Genomic DNA, 15431 nt, shown 5'->3' with positions numbered 1-15431 from the left:
GGGTACTCGCGATGACCACCAAGGCGTACATCATCGGCGTCGGCATGACGGCGTTCGAGAAGCCGGAGACCCGGGACTGGCCGTACTGGGACATGGCCCGCGAGGCGGGCACGGCCGCGCTCGCCGACGCGGGCGTCCCCTACGCGCGCGTGGAACAGGCCGCCGTCGGCTACTGCTTCCAGCCCTCCACCGCCGGTCAGCGCGCCGTCTACGAACTCGGCCTCACCGGCATCCCCGTCTACAACCTCAACAACAACTGCGCCACCGGCTCCACCGCCCTCATGACCGCACGACAGTTCGTCGAGGGCGGCACCGCCGACTGCGTCCTCGCCCTCGGCTTCGAGAAGATGACGCGGGGCGCGCTCGGCGGCGGAGCCGGGGCCGGCGACTTCACGACCTCTCCCGTCGCCCGCCACTACGGCGTCATGGCCGCCGCCCACGGCTTCGAGGCGTCCCCGCCCACCGTCCAGATCTTCGGCAACGCCGCCCGCGAGCACATGGAGCGGTACGGGACGACCGAGGTCCAGCTCGCGGCCGTCGGCGCCAAGAACCACCAGCACTCGGCGAACAACCCCAACGCCCAGTTCCAGGACGTCCACACGGTCGACGAGGTCCTCGCCGCGAAGACCGTCCACCGGCCGCTCACCAAGCTCCAGTGCTCGCCCACCTCCGACGGCGCGGCCGCCGCCGTCGTCGTCTCCGAACGCTTCGTCGACGAACACGGACTGCGGGGGAGGGCCGTGGAGATCGCCGGCCAGGCGATGACCACCGACACCGAGGAGTCCTTCGCCTCCGGCTCCTGCATCGACGCCGTCGGCCGCCCGATGTCCCGGGCCGCCGCCCGGCTGGCCTACGAACGCTCCGGCCTCGGCATCGAGGACGTCGACGTCATCGAACTCCACGACTGCTTCTCGATCAACGAGCTGCTCACCTACGAGGCCCTCGGCATGTGCGCGGAGGGAGCCTCCGGGAAGCTCGTCGAATCGGGCGCCACCACCCACGGCGGGCGCTGGGTGGTGAACCCCTCCGGCGGCCTCATCTCCAAGGGGCATCCGCTCGGCGCGACCGGGCTCGCCCAGGCGGCCGAACTGGTCTGGCAACTGCGCGGCGAGGCGGGGGCCCGCCAGGTGGCCGGGGCCCGGGTGGGGCTGGCCCACAACATCGGCCTGGGCGGGGCGGCCGTGGTGACGCTGCTGCGGAAGTCCTAGAGCCACCCCTGCTGCCGCGCCGCCCGCACCGCCTCCATCCTGTTGCGGGTGCCCGTCTTGCCGATCGCGGAGGACAGGTAGTTGCGGACGGTGGACTCCGAGAGGTGGAGGGCGGCGGCGATGTCCGCGATCGTCGCGCCGTCCACCGAGGCCGCCAGGGCGTCCCGTTCCCGGTTCGTCAGCGGGTTCGGGCCGGCGCTGAGGGCCGCCGCGGCGAGGGCCGGATCGATGACGGTCTCGCCCCGCAGCACCTGGCGGACCGCCTCGGCCAGTTCCTCCACGGGGCCGTCCTTCACCAGGAAGCCCACCGCGCCCGCCTCCATCGCCCGCCTCAGGTACCCCGGTCGGCCGAAGGTCGTGAGGATCAGCACCCGGCACTCAGGGACCTCGGTCCGCAGCTCCGCCGCCGCGTCCAGGCCCGAACGACCGGGCAGTTCGATGTCGAGCAGCGCCACGTCCGGGCGGGCGAGGAGCGCCGCGTCCACGATCCCGTCCCCCCGCCCGACCTGTGCCACGACCTCCATGTCGTGCTCCATGCCGAGCAGCAGGGCCAGCGCCCCGCGCATCATGCCCTGGTCCTCGGCGAGCAGCAGCCTGATCATTCCGTGGGCTCCCCCTGGTGCTGTACGGGGGTCTCCGCGGGGAGTTCCACGGTGACCCGGAACCCGCCCCGCGGGGCCGGTCCCGAGTCCAGGGTGCCCCCTGCGGCTGCGAGCCGCTCGCGCAGACCGCGCAGACCGCTCCCCGGCGGCCCCGCCGCGGGCCCCCGACCGTCGTCGGTGACCGTGAGGCGGACCCGCTCGGCGGAGCCGGAGAGGTCGATCACGCAGCAGGACGCGCCGCTGTGCCGTACGGCGTTGGTCGTGGATTCCCGCACCGCCCAGCTCAGCAGCGCCTCGGTCCCCGGCTCCAGCAGCGGGCCCGAGCGGCGCACCACCGGTTCGATGCCCGCGGAGGCCAGTGCGTCACGGGCCCGGTCCAGCTCGGTGCCGAGACTTCCCTCCCGGTAGCCGGTCACCGCCTCCCGGATCTCGACCAGCGCCTGCCGGCCCACCGACTCGATGTCCGCGACCTGGGTCAGGGCCGCGTCCAGGTCGCGCGGGGCGAGCCGGCGGGCGGCCTCCGACTTCACCACGATCACCGACATCGTGTGGCCGAGGAGGTCGTGCAGGTCGCGCGAGAACCGCAGCCGTTCCTTCTCGACCGCCGAGCGGGCCAGTTCCCCGCGGGTCTCGTGCAGCTTCCGGACCGTCTCGTCCAGGGAGATGATGGCCGACGTCACCATGACGGAGATGAGCGTGCCGTACACGACGCTGAAGGAGTCCCAGCCGTCGCGCCAGACGGTCACCACGCCCACGGCCACGACCAGCGGCGGGACGATGAACCGCAGCCGCTCCCGGCCCCGCACCGCCGCTCCGACCGCGAGGCCGACGAGGGGGAAGAGGAGCAGCCATTCGCGGCCGTAGCCGACGGCGAGGGCGAAGGTCAGCGCCCCGAAGACGACCAGCAGCGTCCGGGTGGCGAGGGATTCGCGCCGCCGTCGGTCGAAGGCGCGGAGGACGATCGCGACGTAGAGGGCGTTGAAGGCGAGCAGGCCGAGCCCGCCCAGCCAGGGGTGGGGGGCCGCGCCGCTGGTGAGGTGGGAGAGCGCACCGAGGCTCATGAGCACCCAGGGGATGAGGCTCAGACCGCTCGGCCCCCGTTGCCACAGGCAGCGGACCCGCTCCCCGGCCCACCGCCTCGCCCCTCCCCCGGCTCTTCCCCGGACGTCCTGCATCCCCGTGTCCCCGTTCCTGCCTGTCTATGCGGTCCGTGCCGAACGACGGTACGAGATCGCCGCGTACCCGCCGAACAGGGCCGCCCAGGCCGCGAGGACCAGAAGTGCCGCCGCGCCCGGAGCGTGTCCGCCGGAGACCGAGACGCCGAGCTCGGCGAAGCGATTGGTCGGGGTGTACGAGGAGAGGGAGCGCAGCCAGCCGGGGAAGAGCTCGACCGGGAACCAGAGGCCGCCCAGCACCGCGAGGCCCAGGTTGCAGGCGACGTTCACGACGCCCGTCGTCTGTGCGGTGAGCCGGTAACCGTTGCCGATGCCGAGGAGGGCGAAGGGGAGGGAACCGAGCCAGAGCACGCCGGCCACCGCGGCCCACTGCCAGACCGCCAGCCTGACCCCGTTGAGCAGGCCGCCGGCGAGGAGCACGGCGACGATCGCGGGGAGCACCACCACCGAGCCGGTGAGGGCCCGGCCGGTGACGACCTGGCGCGGGGTCATCGGTGTGATCCGCAGTTGGCGCAGCCAGCCGGACGACTTGTCCTCGGCGACGCCGGTGCCGACCGACAGGGCCGCGCCGAGCGCGCCGTAGGCCGCCATCCCGACCATGGCGGTCGCCTTCCAGGCGCCCCCGTCCTGGCCGCCGAGATTGGTGAAGAGCAGGTACATCATCACCGGGATGCCGACGCTGGTGAGGGCGAAGCCGGTGTCGCGCAGGGTGCGGCGGACTTCGAGGCGCACGTACTCGGTGGTCATCGGGTCGTCTCCGGGGTGCGGGCGGCGGGCGAGGTGAGGGCGAGGAAGGTGTCGTTGAGGGAGACGGGGGCGACTTCGAGGGAGCGGATCGCGTCGCGTGCGGCGAGTGCGCGGACGGTCGCGTCGGAGTCGTCGCTGCGGAGCCGGGCGCGGTCGCCGCGGATTTCGACGGACGTCACCCCGGGGAGCCGGAAGAGGTCCTCGCTGCGGGCGCCGGCCAGGTCGAAGCAGACGAGGCTGCCGCCGGCCGCGCGCTTGAGCTCCTCGCCGGTCCCGTCCGCGACGACGCGGCCCGAGTCGATGACGACGATCCGGTCGGCGTTCGCATCGGCCTCCTCCAGGTAGTGCGTGGAGAAGAGGATCGTGTTGCCGCGCCGGGCGTAGCTGCGCATCGAGTCCCAGAACGTCTGGCGGGCTTCGACGTCGAGGGCGGCCGTCGGCTCGTCCAGGACGAGCAGCTCCGGGTTCCCGACGAGGGCGACGGCGAACCGGGCCCGTTGGACCTGGCCGCCGGAGAGCCGGTCGACCCGGCGGTCCGCGAGTTCGGTCAGGTCGGCGAGGGCCAGGGCCTCGTCGACCGGCAGCGGCGCGGGGTAGGTCCGGGCGACGAAGGCGACGAGTTCGCGGACGGTGACCCGGGTGACCGCGTGGCCCTCCTGGAGCATCGCGCCGATGCGGCCGGCGGCGACGGCGCGGGCGGGGTCGCCGCCGAAGAGCCGCACCTCGCCGCCGTCCGGCTCGTCGAGGCCGAGCAGCAGGCCGATGGTGGTGGACTTGCCGGCGCCGTTGCGGCCGAGCAGGGCGACGGTCTCGCCGCGCCGGAGCGTGAGGTCGATGCCGTCGACGGCGCGGACCGGTCCGAAGGACCGGGTGACTCCGGTGCAGGCGACCACTGTCTCGTTCTTCATGGCCACGACGCTACGGAGCGGGGCCCCGGTCCGGCAGGCGCGGACGTACGGACCCGGCCGTGACAAATGTCCCGGCCGCCTTGTCTGACGTATCGTCAGTTGCGGCTCTCCCGGAGGGTTCACAACTCTTCCCGGCTGGGCTATACATGGGGTCCACCGACCTAGAACGCGTTCTAGAACGGCCGCGTACGGGACGGTCCCCGCACGGCCTCGGTGCGGCCGACGGTGCGGACGGCCGCACCGGGGTCTCCACCGCCACGAGGAGCAGCAGCCCGATGCCCATCGACCCCGCAAAGGCCGTCGAGGCCGAACCCCGGAGCGCCGAGATCTCCTGGAGCCACAAGGACGTCCAGCTCTACCACCTGGGTCTCGGGGCCGGCGTGCCCGCGACCGACCCCGACGAGCTCCGCTACACCCTGGAGTCCCGGCTCCACGTCCTGCCCAGCTTCGCCACCGTCGCGGGCGCCGGCATGGGAGTGGTCGGCGGACTCTCCGCCCCCGGCATCGACGTCGACCTCGCCGCCGTGCTGCACGGTGGCCAGTCGATCACCCTGCACCGCCCCCTCCCCACCGGTGGCCGGGCGGTCTCCACCTCCCGCGTCGCCGCCGTCTACGACAAGGGCAAGGCCGCCGTGCTCGTCCTGCGCGCCGAGGCCGCCGACGAGGACGGCCCGCTGTGGACGAGCGACGCCTCGATCTTCGTACGGGGAGAGGGCGGTTGGGGCGGCGACCGCGGTCCCTCCGAGCGCCTCGCGCTGCCGGACCGGGAGCCCGACGTCACCGTCGAGCGGCCGATCCGCGAGGAGCAGGCCCTGCTCTACCGGCTCTCCGGGGACTGGAACCCCCTCCACGCCGACCCGGAGTTCGCCGGGCTCGCCGGCTTCGACCGGCCGATCCTGCACGGACTCTGCTCGTACGGCATGACCCTCAAGGCGGTCGTCGACACGGCGCTCGGCGGTGACGTCACCCGGGTCCGCTCGTACCGCACCCGCTTCACCGGAGTGGTCTTCCCCGGCGAGACCCTGCGCATCCGGATGTGGACCGGGGACGACCGCGTCCAAGTGGCGGTGACGGCGGTGGAGCGCGACGACGCCCCGGTGCTCGCCGACACCCTCGTCGAACACTCGTAGATCCCGTCCATCCGTCCCGGAGGGAGCCGCACCATGCGCGCAGCCGTACTGCACGAGATCGGCCAGGACAAACTCGAAGTCCTCGATGACGTCGAGGCGGTGGGCTTCGGCCCCGGCAAGGTGCGGATCCGGGTGAGGGCCACCGGTCTGTGCCACTCCGACGTCTCCGCGATGAGCGGAGTCCTGCCGCAGCCCGCCCCCTTCGTGCCCGGCCACGAGGGCGCGGGCGAGGTGCTCGACGTCGGCGACGGGGTCACCGGACTCGCCCCGGGACAGCGGGTGCTGCTCTGCTGGCTGCCCGCCTGCGGCGCTTGCCCGGCCTGCAAGCGGGGCCAGACCCAGCTCTGCCTCGCCGGCTTCATGAACGCCGGCACGCCCAACTTCAAGCGCCCCGGTGGCGACGTCTTCGGTTTCGCCGGCACCGGCACCTTCGCCGAGGAGGTCGTCGTCGACGCGGGCTGCGCCGTCCCCATCCCCGACGACGTGCCCTTCGACGTCGCCGCCCTCATCGGCTGCGGCGTCACGACCGGACTCGGTGCCGCCGTCAACACGGCCAAGGTGGAGGCGGGTGCGTCGGTCGCCGTGCTCGGCTGCGGCGGCGTCGGCATCTCCGCGATCCAGGGGGCCAGGCTCCAGGGCGCCGCCCAGATCGTCGCCGTCGACCCGGTGGAGTCCCGACGCGAGGCCGCCCTCCGCTTCGGCGCCACCGAGGCGGTCGCCCCGGACGCCCTCGCCGACGCCAAGCAGCGGATCACCGGCGGCGAGGGCTTCGACTACGTCTTCGAGGTCGTCGGCAAGTCCGCCACCGCCCGCACCGCCTACGAGACAACCCGGCGCGGCGGCACCCTCTGCGTCGTCGGCGCGGGCGCCCTCGACGACTTCCTCCAGCTGAACATGTTCGAGCTGTTCTTCGACGAGAAGCGGATCCTGCCGTCCATGTACGGGGGCGGGGACGTGCTCCGCTCGTACGAGCGGGCCATCGCCCTCTGGCGGGCGGGCCGCATCGACCTGGAGTCGCTGATCACCCACCGGGTGCCCCTGGCGGGCATCAACGAAGCCCTGGAGCAGATGCGCACGGGCGCCGCCCTCCGCACCTGCATCGAGATCTGAGGAGAGCCGCGATGTCCCGTCCGCTCGAAGGACTGAGCGCGATCGTCACCGGTGCCGGGCGCGGTCTCGGCCGCGCCGAGGCCCTGGAACTGGCCCGGCTGGGCGCTTCCGTCGTGGTCAACGACTACGGGCAGCCCGGCCGCGACGGCTCGGGCGAGGCTTCCGCCGCACCCGCCGAGGAGGTCGCGGCGGAGATCCGGGCCGCGGGCGGCCGGGCGGTGGCGCACCTGGGCGACGTCTCCGACTTCGAGACGGCGGGGGCCCTGGTCGACCTGGCGGTGACCGAGTTCGGGAAGCTCGACGTGCTGGTCAACAACGCGGGCATCCTGCGCGACCGGATGGTCTTCTCGATGAGCGAGGACGAGTGGGACTCGGTCGTGCGCGTCCACCTCAAGGGCCACTTCAACACCACCCACTTCGCAGCGGTGCACTGGAGGGGGCGCGCCAAGGCGGGGGAGCCCGGGGTCTACGGACGGATCGTCAACACCTCGTCGGAGGCCTTCCTCGCAGGCTCCGCGGGCCAGCCCAACTATGCGGCCGCGAAGGGCGGCATCGTCGGTCTGACGACCTCGACGGCGGCTGCGCTGGCCCGGTACGGGGTGACGGCCAATGCGATCTGCCCGCGGGCCAGGACCCGGATGACCGAGGACGTCTTCGCCGGCTTCGGGGAGCCGGCGACGGGGGAGCTCGACCCGCTGTCCCCGGACCACGTGGCGCCGCTGGTCGGCTACCTGGCGTCCCCGGCGGCGTCCGGGGTCAACGGGCAACTGCTCGTCGTGCACGGCGGGATGGTGGCGGTCGTGGACCGGCCGAAGGTGTCGGCCAAGTTCGACGCGGCCAAGGAGGCCTTCACCTACGAGGAGTTGGACTCCCTCCTCACCCCGCACTACGCGTCCCGCCCGGCGGGCGAGACCTTTGCGGCGACGGAGGTGCTGGGCCTGAAGAAGGGGTGAGCCGGGGGAACGGTGGGGAAGGAGCAGGGCCCCGGGGACGTCCCCGGGGCCCTGCTCCTGTCCTCGTTCACCGCGCGGGGGCATCGCCCTCGCGACGGTGCCGGCCGTGCGGCGAGGACGTGGACTCCTCCGCGGGCGACGCCTCTCCACGGTGCTTTCCGGTGCCGCGCGGCTCCGTGCCTTCCGTGCTGATTTCCGACATGGTGGAACTCACCCCGTACATATCGCTCTTGCTGTGCGGCCAGTGAGTCTAACCAGCGGGCTTACTGTCCGTCAGCGGAGCCTGCTGCAAAGGCACCGGGCGGCACACCCGGGGCTCCTCCGCAGCAGCAGCAGCAGTCGGCGGCTCCGGCTCCTGGCCGGTTTCCGGTTCGGGCTCCCGGGGGACCTCCAGGCCGGCCAGCCCGCACGGCACCTCGGCCGTCGCATACGGAAGCCGCAGCACCCCCTCGGGCGTCCAGAGCCCGGATCCGGCCAGCCACCCCTGGGGCGCGGCCTGCTGGACCATCCGGCGGGACGAGGGCCGCCAGGTGCCCACCCAGCTGCCACCGGCGGCGTCGATCCGCAGCGCCACCGCGCAGCCCTCCGGCACCAGCACCTGATCCGGCTGCACCGCGAACGGCGTCACCGTCGCGTCGTCGAGCCGGAGGCAGTCCGGGAAGCGCACCGGCAGCAGGCTTCCCAGTACGCCCCAGCCGAGCCGGTCGTGCCCCGCCGACGGCGCGTCGGAGCGGATCAGGAGCAGTCCGCTGTCCGGGTCCGCGAGCAGCAGCCGGTCGTTGCTCTCCTCGGTGATCTGCAGCAGCGGCGTCACCTCACCGCCCCGCTCCAGATCGACGGCCACGGCCTTCACCGGGCCCTCGTCGAGCCGTCGGTCCAGCGCGAGCATCCGACCCGTGCGGTCGAGCCACACCCCGCCCGTGCAGCGACCCTTCACCTCCGCGATCCGCTCCGGGCCGAAGGCGCCGCCCGCGACCAGCCACAGCGTCGTCGTGTCGGGACCGACGCACATCGCATAGGCGCAGATGCCGTCCGGCGAAGGGGGGAGCAGCACCAGGTGCTCGGAGCCGGGCGCCTCCACCGCGCCGAGCGGGAGTTCACCGGTGGCCGGTCCGGTGGGGTAGAGCAGCGAAAAGGTGGTGCGCCGTCCGTCCACGCGGCGGGCGACGAGCACCCGGCCGTCGGCCAGGGGCAGCAGCTGGGCGCCGGACTCCTCCGGCTGGTCGAGGGGGAGCGGCACGGCGTACGGCTCCGGACCGTCGAGGGTCCACCTCTCCACGTACAGGGCGTCCCCGGCGCCCGCGAGCCGGGCCGCGTACGCGCCGTTCGCCGTGATCGTCAACCCCGTCGGCCGGCCGGCGTCCCCGCCGGGCTGCCCGGCGCGGTCGTCGTCCTCGGCCGTGGTCTCGATGGCACACGCTGTCATCGACTCGTCACCTCCGGCCACGAAGCTAGTTTTCGCACTTCCAGCCGAACAACACGAGCAGGGCCACTTCACACATAAGGGTGGCCCTGCGGCAGTTCGACTGAGGGGGAACGAGCAGGTGTGCTGGAGTGATCCGCGAGGGTAAGGCAAGGCGAACCTAAGGGAAGTCCGGCGCTCGGGTCGATCACGGGCGCCTCGGTCCCGGCGAGGGGCCCTCCGCTCCCTCCACCGGCGAGGACTCCACTGCCGCTCGCCGCGCGAACGCCCCCGAGGGGCCGGGGGTGGCGGCGCCCCCGTCGTGGCGCCCCGGAGGCGGTCCGCCGGCTTCGGACGCGCCGGCACTCCCCTCCCAGGGGCCTCGTCGTGCGCCGTCGGGGTTGTAGGCCGAATGGCCCCGGCAGGAGGCGCGGAAAGGCGCTGAAGGGGCCCGGGCCGGCCGCCCCGGACCCTTTTCGGACGCTTCCGGAGGGCGCGCGCTCCCCCGTGGAGGGGCTCCGGGGCCTTGCGGAGCCCCTGCGGCGGCATCGCTTCCGCTTCCCGGGGCGGCGCCCGTGCGTCGTTCCGGGGCGGTGTCCGCGCGTCGGCTCCGTGCGGATCCGCGCGCGGGGCGGTGGGGGAGGGCCGCCGGGGCGACGCCCGGCCCCGGCAGCCGGGTTATCCACAGGCCAGGACGGTGGGGCGCAGCGGGCAGGTAGCCTTTCCCCCGTGCCCCGTCTGTCTGAAGTCATCGCCGAGCTCGACGCCCTCTGGCCACCAGAGCGAGCCGAGTCGTGGGACGCCGTCGGCACCGTCTGCGGCGACCCCGACGCCGAGGTCACCCGCGTCCTCTTCGCGGTCGACCCCGTCCAGGAGATCGCCGACGAGGCCGTCGCCCTCGGCGCCGACCTGATCGTCACCCACCATCCGCTCTATCTGCGCGGCACGACGACGGTCGCCGCCGGCCACTTCAAGGGCCGGGTCGTGCACACCCTCATCAAGCAGGACATCGCCCTCCACGTGGCGCACACCAATGCCGACACGGCCGAGCCCGGAGTCTCCGACGCCCTCGCCGGCGCGCTCGACCTCCGGGTCGTCGGCCCCCTCGTCCCCGAGAACAACCTCGGTCGGATCTGCGAACTCGACCGTCCCGAGACCCTCGCTGACTTCGCCGCCCGCGCCGCGAAGCGCTTGCCGGCGACCGCACAGGGCATCCGGGTGGCCGGAGATCCGGGCATGACGGTCCGGCGCGTCGCCGTCAGCGGCGGCTCCGGCGACAGCCTCTTCGACGCCGCACGGGCCGCGGGCGTGGACGCCTTCCTCACTGCCGACCTGCGGCACCACCCGGTCTCCGAGGCCGTCCAGCGCTCTTCGCTGGGGCTGGTCGACGCCGCCCACTGGGCCACCGAATGGCCCTGGTGCGAGCAGGCCGCCGCGCAGCTCGACGAGATTTCCGACCGCCACGGCTGGGACCTCCGCGTCCACGTCTCGAAGACGGTCACCGACCCCTGGTCCTTCCACCACACCTCTCCTGGAGCCCCCAACTGAACGCCGCGCCCGCCGACCAGATCCGCCTCCTCGACGTCCAGGCCCTGGACGTCCGCTTCCAGCAGCTCGCCCACAAGCGCAAGGCCCTGCCCGAGCACGCCGAGATCGAGTCGCTCACCAAGGACCTCAGCCAGCTGCGCGACCTGCTCGTCGCCGCGCAGACCGAGGAGAGCGACTGCGGCCGCGAGCAGACCAAGGCCGAGCAGGACGTCGACCAGGTCCGCCAGCGCGCCGCGCGCGACCAGCAGCGGCTCGACTCGGGCTCCGTCTCCTCCCCTAAGGACCTGGAGAACCTCCAGCGCGAGATCGTCTCCCTCGCCAAGCGCCAGGGCGACCTGGAGGAGGTCGTCCTGGAGGTCATGGAGCGCCGCGAAGCGGTCCAGGAGCGCCTCGCCGAGCTGACCGAGCGGGTCTCCGCCGTGCAGGCCAAGGCCGACGACGCCGCCGCCCGCCGCGACGCCGCCCAGGCCGAGCTGGACGTCGAGGCCGCCTCCGTCGCCAAGGAGCGGGAGCTCGTCGCGGGTTCCGTCCCCGCCGACCTGATCAAGCTCTACGAGAAGCTGCGCGAGCAACAGGGCGGCGTCGGCGCGGCCCGGCTCTACCAGCGCAAGTGCGAGGGCTGCCACATCGAGCTCAACATCACCGAGCTGAACGAGGTCCGGGCCGCGGCCAAGGACGCGGTCGTGCGCTGCGAGAACTGCCGTCGGATCCTGGTCCGCACCGCGGAGTCCGGCCTGTAATGCGCGAACTCGTGGTCGAGGCCGACGGAGGTTCCCGGGGCAATCCGGGACCTGCCGGGTACGGGGCGGTGGTCCTCGACCCGGCGACGGGCGAGACGCTCGCGGAGGCCGCCGAGTACATCGGAGTGGCCACGAACAACGTCGCCGAGTACAAGGGGCTGGTGGCCGGTCTCAAGGCGGCGCGGGAGCTGTTCCCGGACGCCGCCGTCCACGTCCGGATGGACTCCAAGCTGGTCGTCGAGCAGATGTCCGGCCGCTGGAAGATCAAGCATCCGGACATGAAGCCGCTCGCGGCCGAGGCCGCACGGGTCTTCCCGGCCGGCCGGGTCCGCTACGAGTGGATCCCGCGTGAGCGCAACAAGCACGCGGACCGGCTCGCGAACGAAGCCATGGACGCGGGCAAGCGCGGCCGCCAGTGGGAACCGTCCGCCTCCACGGCCGCCCTGGACTCCTCCGCCGCCCGCAACGCCGCGGCCCTGCCCCCGGCGGGCCCTCCGGGCGATGCGACCGCGGGCGCGGCCCGCGCCCGCGCGGCCCTGGCCACGGCGGCCTCCGGTGCGGCGACGTCTCCGGACGGGACGGGCCGGCGCCCCGGCGGTACGGGCCCGGGCAGCTGGCCGGGCGCCGCGTCGGGACCGACGCCCCCGACCACCGATCAGGGCGAGGAACCGGACGGCGGCCCGTTCGCGGTCACGGAGACCGCCCCGATCCCGGCGGCAGGAGCCTCGGGGGACTTCGAGGCCGAGGCCGGCGTCCTGGCCCCGAAGGGGCACCCGTCCGTCGCACCGTCCGCCCGGCCCGGGGACACGGCCGCTCCCCGACAGGGCTGGAGCGGCCCCGACATGGGGGCTCCGGCGACCTTCGTGCTGCTGCGGCACGGGGAGACCGCGCTCACTCCCGAGAAGCGGTTCTCGGGGAGCGGGGGGAGCGACCCCGACCTGTCGGCCGCCGGGCTGCGCCAGGCCGAGGCCGTGGCGACGGCACTCGCCGCCCGCGGCACCGTCCAGGAGATCATCAGCTCGCCCCTCGCCCGCTGCCGCCAAACCGCCGCCGCCGTCGCCGCCCGGCTCGGCCTGGACGTGCGCGTCGAACAGGGCCTGCGGGAGACCGACTTCGGCGCCTGGGAGGGCCTCACCTTCGGCGAGGTCAGGGAGCGCTACCCGGAGGACCTGGACGCCTGGCTGGCCTCGCCGAAGGCCACCCCGACCGGTGGCGGCGAGAGCTTCGCCACCGTGGCCCGCCGCGTTGCTGCGACCCGGGACCGGCTGACCGCCGGGTACGCGGGCCGCACCGTCCTCCTCGTCACCCATGTCACGCCGATCAAGACCCTGGTCCGGCTCGCGCTCGGGGCCCCGCCGGAGTCGCTGTTCCGGATGGAGCTGTCGGCCGCCTCGATCTCCGCCGTGGCCTACTACGCCGACGGCAACGCCTCCGTGCGGCTCCTCAACGACACCTCGCACCTGCGGGGTTGAGGGGCTGAGGGGGCGAAAGGAGTGGCGAGCCGCCCCCGGTCCGTACCACCATGCCGCCATGACATGGCACTTCACCGGGGAATCCGTGGTGTTCCGCAGGGCGGCGGCACGGCACCTCGCGACGGAGGCGGTCCGTAACACCGCCGTCCTGAGCCTGTTGGACCGGCCGGGCCGGTTCGGCTGGTGGGTCGAGCCGGACGGTCGGGTCACCGGCGTGCTCGCGGTTTCGCCGTCCGGGGTCCTCGACCTCGGCGCGACGACGGAAGGGGCCGCCGGAGCCCTCCTCTTCCCGACGGGGGAGGAGCCGACGACGGTGCGCGGCGAGACGGCCGCGGTGCGGGCGTACGCGGAGGCCTCCGGCGGCCCCTGGGAGCCGGCCACCCGGATGCGTCTCTTCCGGCTCGACGGGCTGACCCCGCCGGACCCGGCCCCGGTGGGCCGGGCCAGGGTCGCTTCCGCGGCGGACGCCCCGCTGGTCACCGCCTGGACGGCGGAGTTCGCGTCGGCCATCGGTGAGCAGCCCGCGGCGGACTACACCGACTTCGTCGCCGAGCGGATCGCCGAAGGGCGGTTGTGGCTCTGGACGGAGCCGGAAGGCGGGCCGGTCTCGATGGCCGCCGTCTCCCGCACGATCGAGGGCCAGGCCCGGGTCCACCTCGTCTACACCCCGCCCGCCGAGCGCGGCAGGGGCTACGCGGCGGGGGCCACCGAGGCGGTCAGCCGCGCCGCGCTCGACGGGGGCGTCGCCCGGGTCCTGCTCTTCACGGACCTGGCCAATCCCACCAGCAACGCCCTTTACCAGCGGCTCGGCTACCGTCCGGTGACCGACCACCTCGTCGTGGAACGGTCCGCCGTGCCCGCGTGACCGGAGCGGGCGGGCAGGGCGGACCGGAGCACCGACGGGCGCGGCGTCGCCCCGTCGCCCACCGGGCTACGGGCGCAGCCCCGCGGCCCCGCGCGCGAGGGACTCCACCCGGGCCCAGTCGCGGGCCGCGAGCGCATCGGGCGGCAGCATCCACGTACCGCCGACGCAGCCCACGTTCGGCAGGGACAGATAGGCGGGGGCCGAGGTGGGGGAGACGCCGCCCGTGGGGCAGAAACGGGCTCCGGGGAGCGGTCCCGCCAAGGACTTCAGGTACGGGACGCCACCCGCCGCCTCGGCCGGGAAGAACTTCATGTCCGTCACGCCCCGTTCGAGGAGGGCCACCACCTCGGAGGCCGTCGAGACCCCCGGCAGGAACGGCACGCCCGAATGGTGCATCGCATCGAGCAACCGCCCGGTCCACCCCGGGCTCACCAGGAACCGCGCCCCGGCGGCGACCGCGTCCGCGACCCCCGTCGCCGATACCACGGTCCCCGCGCCGACGACCGCGTCCGGCACCTCGGCCGCGATCGCCCGGACGGCGTCGAGCGCCGCCGGGGTGCGCAGGGTGACCTCGATCAGCGGCAGTCCACCGGCCACCAGGGCACGGGCCAGGGGTACGGCGTCGTCGGGGTCCTCGACCACGACGACCGGGATGACGGGAACGGAGGAACGGCCGGAGGGGCTTTCCGGGGCAAGGCCGAACACGCTCGTCATGGGCGTCATCCTGCCCACCACGAGCGTCAACCGCAACGAGCGTTGCACATGTTGCAAAGCCCCTGGTGGGGATTAGTGGATCTCGTCCACCAGGAGGTCCAGGGCCCCCGCCTTGCCGCCTTCCTCCACCACGTACCCCAGGTCCCGCAGCGCCACGGCCAACTCCACCGGCGTCCCCGGCTCCGCCCCCGCCTCCAGGAGGCTCCGCACGATCCGCCCCTTCGTCGCCTTGTTGAAGTGGCTGACCACCTTCCGGGTCGGTGCGTGCAAGACCCGCACCGTCGCCGTCCGGGACGCCACCTCCCCCTTCGGCTTCCACGCCGAGGCGTACGCCGACGACCGCAGGTCCAGCACCAGCCCGTCCCCGGCGGCCTCCGGCAGCACCGACGCCATCGCCCCCCGCCAGTGCGCGCCGAGCGCACCGAGCCCCGGCAGCTTGACCCCCATCGAGCAGCGGTACGAAGGGATCCGGTCCGTCACCCTCACGGCACCCCACAGGCCCGAGAACACCAGCAGGGAGTCCCCCGCCCGCTTGCGGGCCGCCGCGTCCAGACCGGCCAGACCCAGGGCGTCGTACAGCACGCCCGTGTAGACCTCCCCGGCCGGACGCGCGCCCGCCGTCCGCAGCCCGGTGTTCTTCGCTACCTCGCCGCGCAGGCCCTCGCTCAGGCCGAGCACCTCGCGCGCCTTCTCCTCGTCGGCGACGCACAGCTCGACCAACTCGTCCAACACCGCCGCCCGTGCCCCCGCGAGCCCCGGCAGGGACAGCGACTCCGGCTTGAGCGGCGCTCCGCCCCCCGAGGGGGCCTTGCCTTCGGAGGGCGGCAACAGCACGAGCACGGTGGTTCTCCTTCGTC

At 73.8% G+C, this 15431-nt stretch carries 15 protein-coding genes; 8 read left to right on the top strand and 7 right to left on the bottom strand.

The genetic code is table 11. The features are described 5' to 3' along the window. Positions 1-11: 11 nt before the first annotated feature. On the top strand, positions 12-1208 hold the full coding sequence (locus ACFW22_RS22990) for a lipid-transfer protein (RefSeq protein ID WP_386407755.1): 1197 nt from the start codon (positions 12-14) through the stop codon (positions 1206-1208). Here ACFW22_RS22990 and ACFW22_RS22985 read toward each other — a convergent pair. The 4 genes from ACFW22_RS22985 to ACFW22_RS22970 are packed head-to-tail and all read right to left on the bottom strand — an operon-like array spanning position 1205 to position 4640. Continuing rightward, a complete protein-coding gene (locus ACFW22_RS22985) occupies positions 1205-1810 on the bottom strand; it encodes a response regulator (protein WP_386407752.1) in 606 nt (201 codons plus the stop codon). The genes ACFW22_RS22990 and ACFW22_RS22985 overlap by 4 nt on opposite strands. Further along, entirely contained in the window at positions 1807-2985 is a 1179-nt protein-coding gene (locus ACFW22_RS22980) for a sensor histidine kinase (protein WP_386407750.1), read from the bottom strand. The genes ACFW22_RS22985 and ACFW22_RS22980 overlap by 4 nt, the downstream gene beginning before the upstream one ends. A gap of 24 nt (positions 2986-3009) precedes the next feature. Further along, a complete protein-coding gene (locus ACFW22_RS22975) occupies positions 3010-3732 on the bottom strand; it encodes an ABC transporter permease (RefSeq protein WP_386407747.1) in 723 nt (240 codons plus the stop codon). Further along, positions 3729-4640, bottom strand: a complete 912-nt coding sequence (locus tag ACFW22_RS22970) for an ATP-binding cassette domain-containing protein (RefSeq protein WP_386407744.1) — start codon at positions 4638-4640, stop codon at positions 3729-3731. The genes ACFW22_RS22975 and ACFW22_RS22970 overlap by 4 nt, the downstream gene beginning before the upstream one ends. A 275-nt stretch (positions 4641-4915) precedes the next feature. On the opposite strand from ACFW22_RS22970, the gene ACFW22_RS22965 reads away from it, so the two are divergent. From ACFW22_RS22965 to ACFW22_RS22955, 3 genes are read left to right on the top strand one after another with little or no spacing between them, the layout of a single operon-like run. Beyond that, positions 4916-5770: a MaoC/PaaZ C-terminal domain-containing protein gene (locus tag ACFW22_RS22965; protein ID WP_386407741.1), complete on the top strand. Its 855-nt coding sequence runs from the start codon at positions 4916-4918 to the stop codon at positions 5768-5770. A 33-nt stretch (positions 5771-5803) separates the two neighbouring features. Continuing rightward, positions 5804-6880: a Zn-dependent alcohol dehydrogenase gene (locus ACFW22_RS22960; protein WP_386407738.1), complete on the top strand. Its 1077-nt coding sequence runs from the start codon at positions 5804-5806 to the stop codon at positions 6878-6880. 11 nt (positions 6881-6891) lie between these two features. After that, positions 6892-7833 (top strand): 3-oxoacyl-ACP reductase, encoded by a 942-nt coding sequence (locus tag ACFW22_RS22955; protein ID WP_386407735.1) that lies wholly within the window; start codon positions 6892-6894, stop codon positions 7831-7833. Between the two features lie 250 nt (positions 7834-8083). Here the strand turns inward: ACFW22_RS22955 and ACFW22_RS22950 are convergent, their stop codons facing one another. Beyond that, positions 8084-9259, bottom strand: a complete 1176-nt coding sequence (locus tag ACFW22_RS22950) for a hypothetical protein (RefSeq protein ID WP_386407732.1) — start codon at positions 9257-9259, stop codon at positions 8084-8086. Between the two features lie 705 nt (positions 9260-9964). Here ACFW22_RS22950 and ACFW22_RS22945 point away from each other — a divergent pair. From ACFW22_RS22945 to ACFW22_RS22930, 4 genes are read left to right on the top strand one after another with little or no spacing between them, the layout of a single operon-like run. Further along, a complete protein-coding gene (locus ACFW22_RS22945; RefSeq protein ID WP_386407729.1) occupies positions 9965-10783 on the top strand; it encodes a Nif3-like dinuclear metal center hexameric protein in 819 nt (272 codons plus the stop codon). Continuing rightward, a complete protein-coding gene (locus tag ACFW22_RS22940) occupies positions 10780-11523 on the top strand; it encodes a zinc ribbon domain-containing protein (RefSeq protein ID WP_386407823.1) in 744 nt (247 codons plus the stop codon). The genes ACFW22_RS22945 and ACFW22_RS22940 overlap by 4 nt, the downstream gene beginning before the upstream one ends. After that, positions 11523-12995 (top strand): bifunctional RNase H/acid phosphatase, encoded by a 1473-nt coding sequence (locus tag ACFW22_RS22935; protein WP_386407726.1) that lies wholly within the window; start codon positions 11523-11525, stop codon positions 12993-12995. The genes ACFW22_RS22940 and ACFW22_RS22935 overlap by 1 nt, the downstream gene beginning before the upstream one ends. 58 nt (positions 12996-13053) lie before the next feature. Further along, entirely contained in the window at positions 13054-13860 is an 807-nt protein-coding gene (locus tag ACFW22_RS22930; RefSeq protein WP_386407723.1) for a GNAT family N-acetyltransferase, read from the top strand. A 66-nt stretch (positions 13861-13926) separates the two neighbouring features. Here ACFW22_RS22930 and eda read toward each other — a convergent pair whose 3' ends face one another. Both eda and yaaA read right to left on the bottom strand, forming a co-directional pair. Then, a complete protein-coding gene (gene eda, locus ACFW22_RS22925; protein ID WP_386407720.1) occupies positions 13927-14574 on the bottom strand; it encodes a bifunctional 4-hydroxy-2-oxoglutarate aldolase/2-dehydro-3-deoxy-phosphogluconate aldolase in 648 nt (215 codons plus the stop codon). 72 nt (positions 14575-14646) lie between these two features. Beyond that, positions 14647-15414, bottom strand: coding sequence for a peroxide stress protein YaaA (yaaA, locus tag ACFW22_RS22920; RefSeq protein ID WP_386407717.1), 768 nt, complete (start codon positions 15412-15414; stop codon positions 14647-14649). Positions 15415-15431: the final 17 nt, after the last annotated feature.

The sequence above is a fragment of the Streptomyces sp. NPDC058872 genome (assembly GCF_042743065.1).
GTDB lineage: Bacteria > Actinomycetota > Actinomycetes > Streptomycetales > Streptomycetaceae > Streptomyces.
The sequence above is the reverse complement of the archived record's forward strand: the minus strand, read 5'-3'. Positions and strand labels throughout refer to the sequence as shown.

Bases quoted from the DNA above. Each gene is read 5' to 3' on its own strand.
- ACFW22_RS22990 (WP_386407755.1), top strand. From the start codon at position 12: ATGACCACCAAGGCGTACATCATCGGCGTCGGCATGACGGCGTTCGAG.
- ACFW22_RS22985 (WP_386407752.1), bottom strand. From the start codon at position 1,810: ATGATCAGGCTGCTGCTCGCCGAGGACCAGGGCATGATGCGCGGGGCG.
- ACFW22_RS22980 (WP_386407750.1), bottom strand. From the start codon at position 2,985: ATGCAGGACGTCCGGGGAAGAGCCGGGGGAGGGGCGAGGCGGTGGGCC.
- ACFW22_RS22975 (WP_386407747.1), bottom strand. From the start codon at position 3,732: ATGACCACCGAGTACGTGCGCCTCGAAGTCCGCCGCACCCTGCGCGAC.
- ACFW22_RS22970 (WP_386407744.1), bottom strand. From the start codon at position 4,640: ATGAAGAACGAGACAGTGGTCGCCTGCACCGGAGTCACCCGGTCCTTC.
- ACFW22_RS22965 (WP_386407741.1), top strand. From the start codon at position 4,916: ATGCCCATCGACCCCGCAAAGGCCGTCGAGGCCGAACCCCGGAGCGCC.
- ACFW22_RS22960 (WP_386407738.1), top strand. From the start codon at position 5,804: ATGCGCGCAGCCGTACTGCACGAGATCGGCCAGGACAAACTCGAAGTC.
- ACFW22_RS22955 (WP_386407735.1), top strand. From the start codon at position 6,892: ATGTCCCGTCCGCTCGAAGGACTGAGCGCGATCGTCACCGGTGCCGGG.
- ACFW22_RS22950 (WP_386407732.1), bottom strand. From the start codon at position 9,259: ATGACAGCGTGTGCCATCGAGACCACGGCCGAGGACGACGACCGCGCC.
- ACFW22_RS22935 (WP_386407726.1), top strand. From the start codon at position 11,523: ATGCGCGAACTCGTGGTCGAGGCCGACGGAGGTTCCCGGGGCAATCCG.
- ACFW22_RS22930 (WP_386407723.1), top strand. From the start codon at position 13,054: ATGACATGGCACTTCACCGGGGAATCCGTGGTGTTCCGCAGGGCGGCG.
- eda (WP_386407720.1), bottom strand. From the start codon at position 14,574: ATGACGAGCGTGTTCGGCCTTGCCCCGGAAAGCCCCTCCGGCCGTTCC.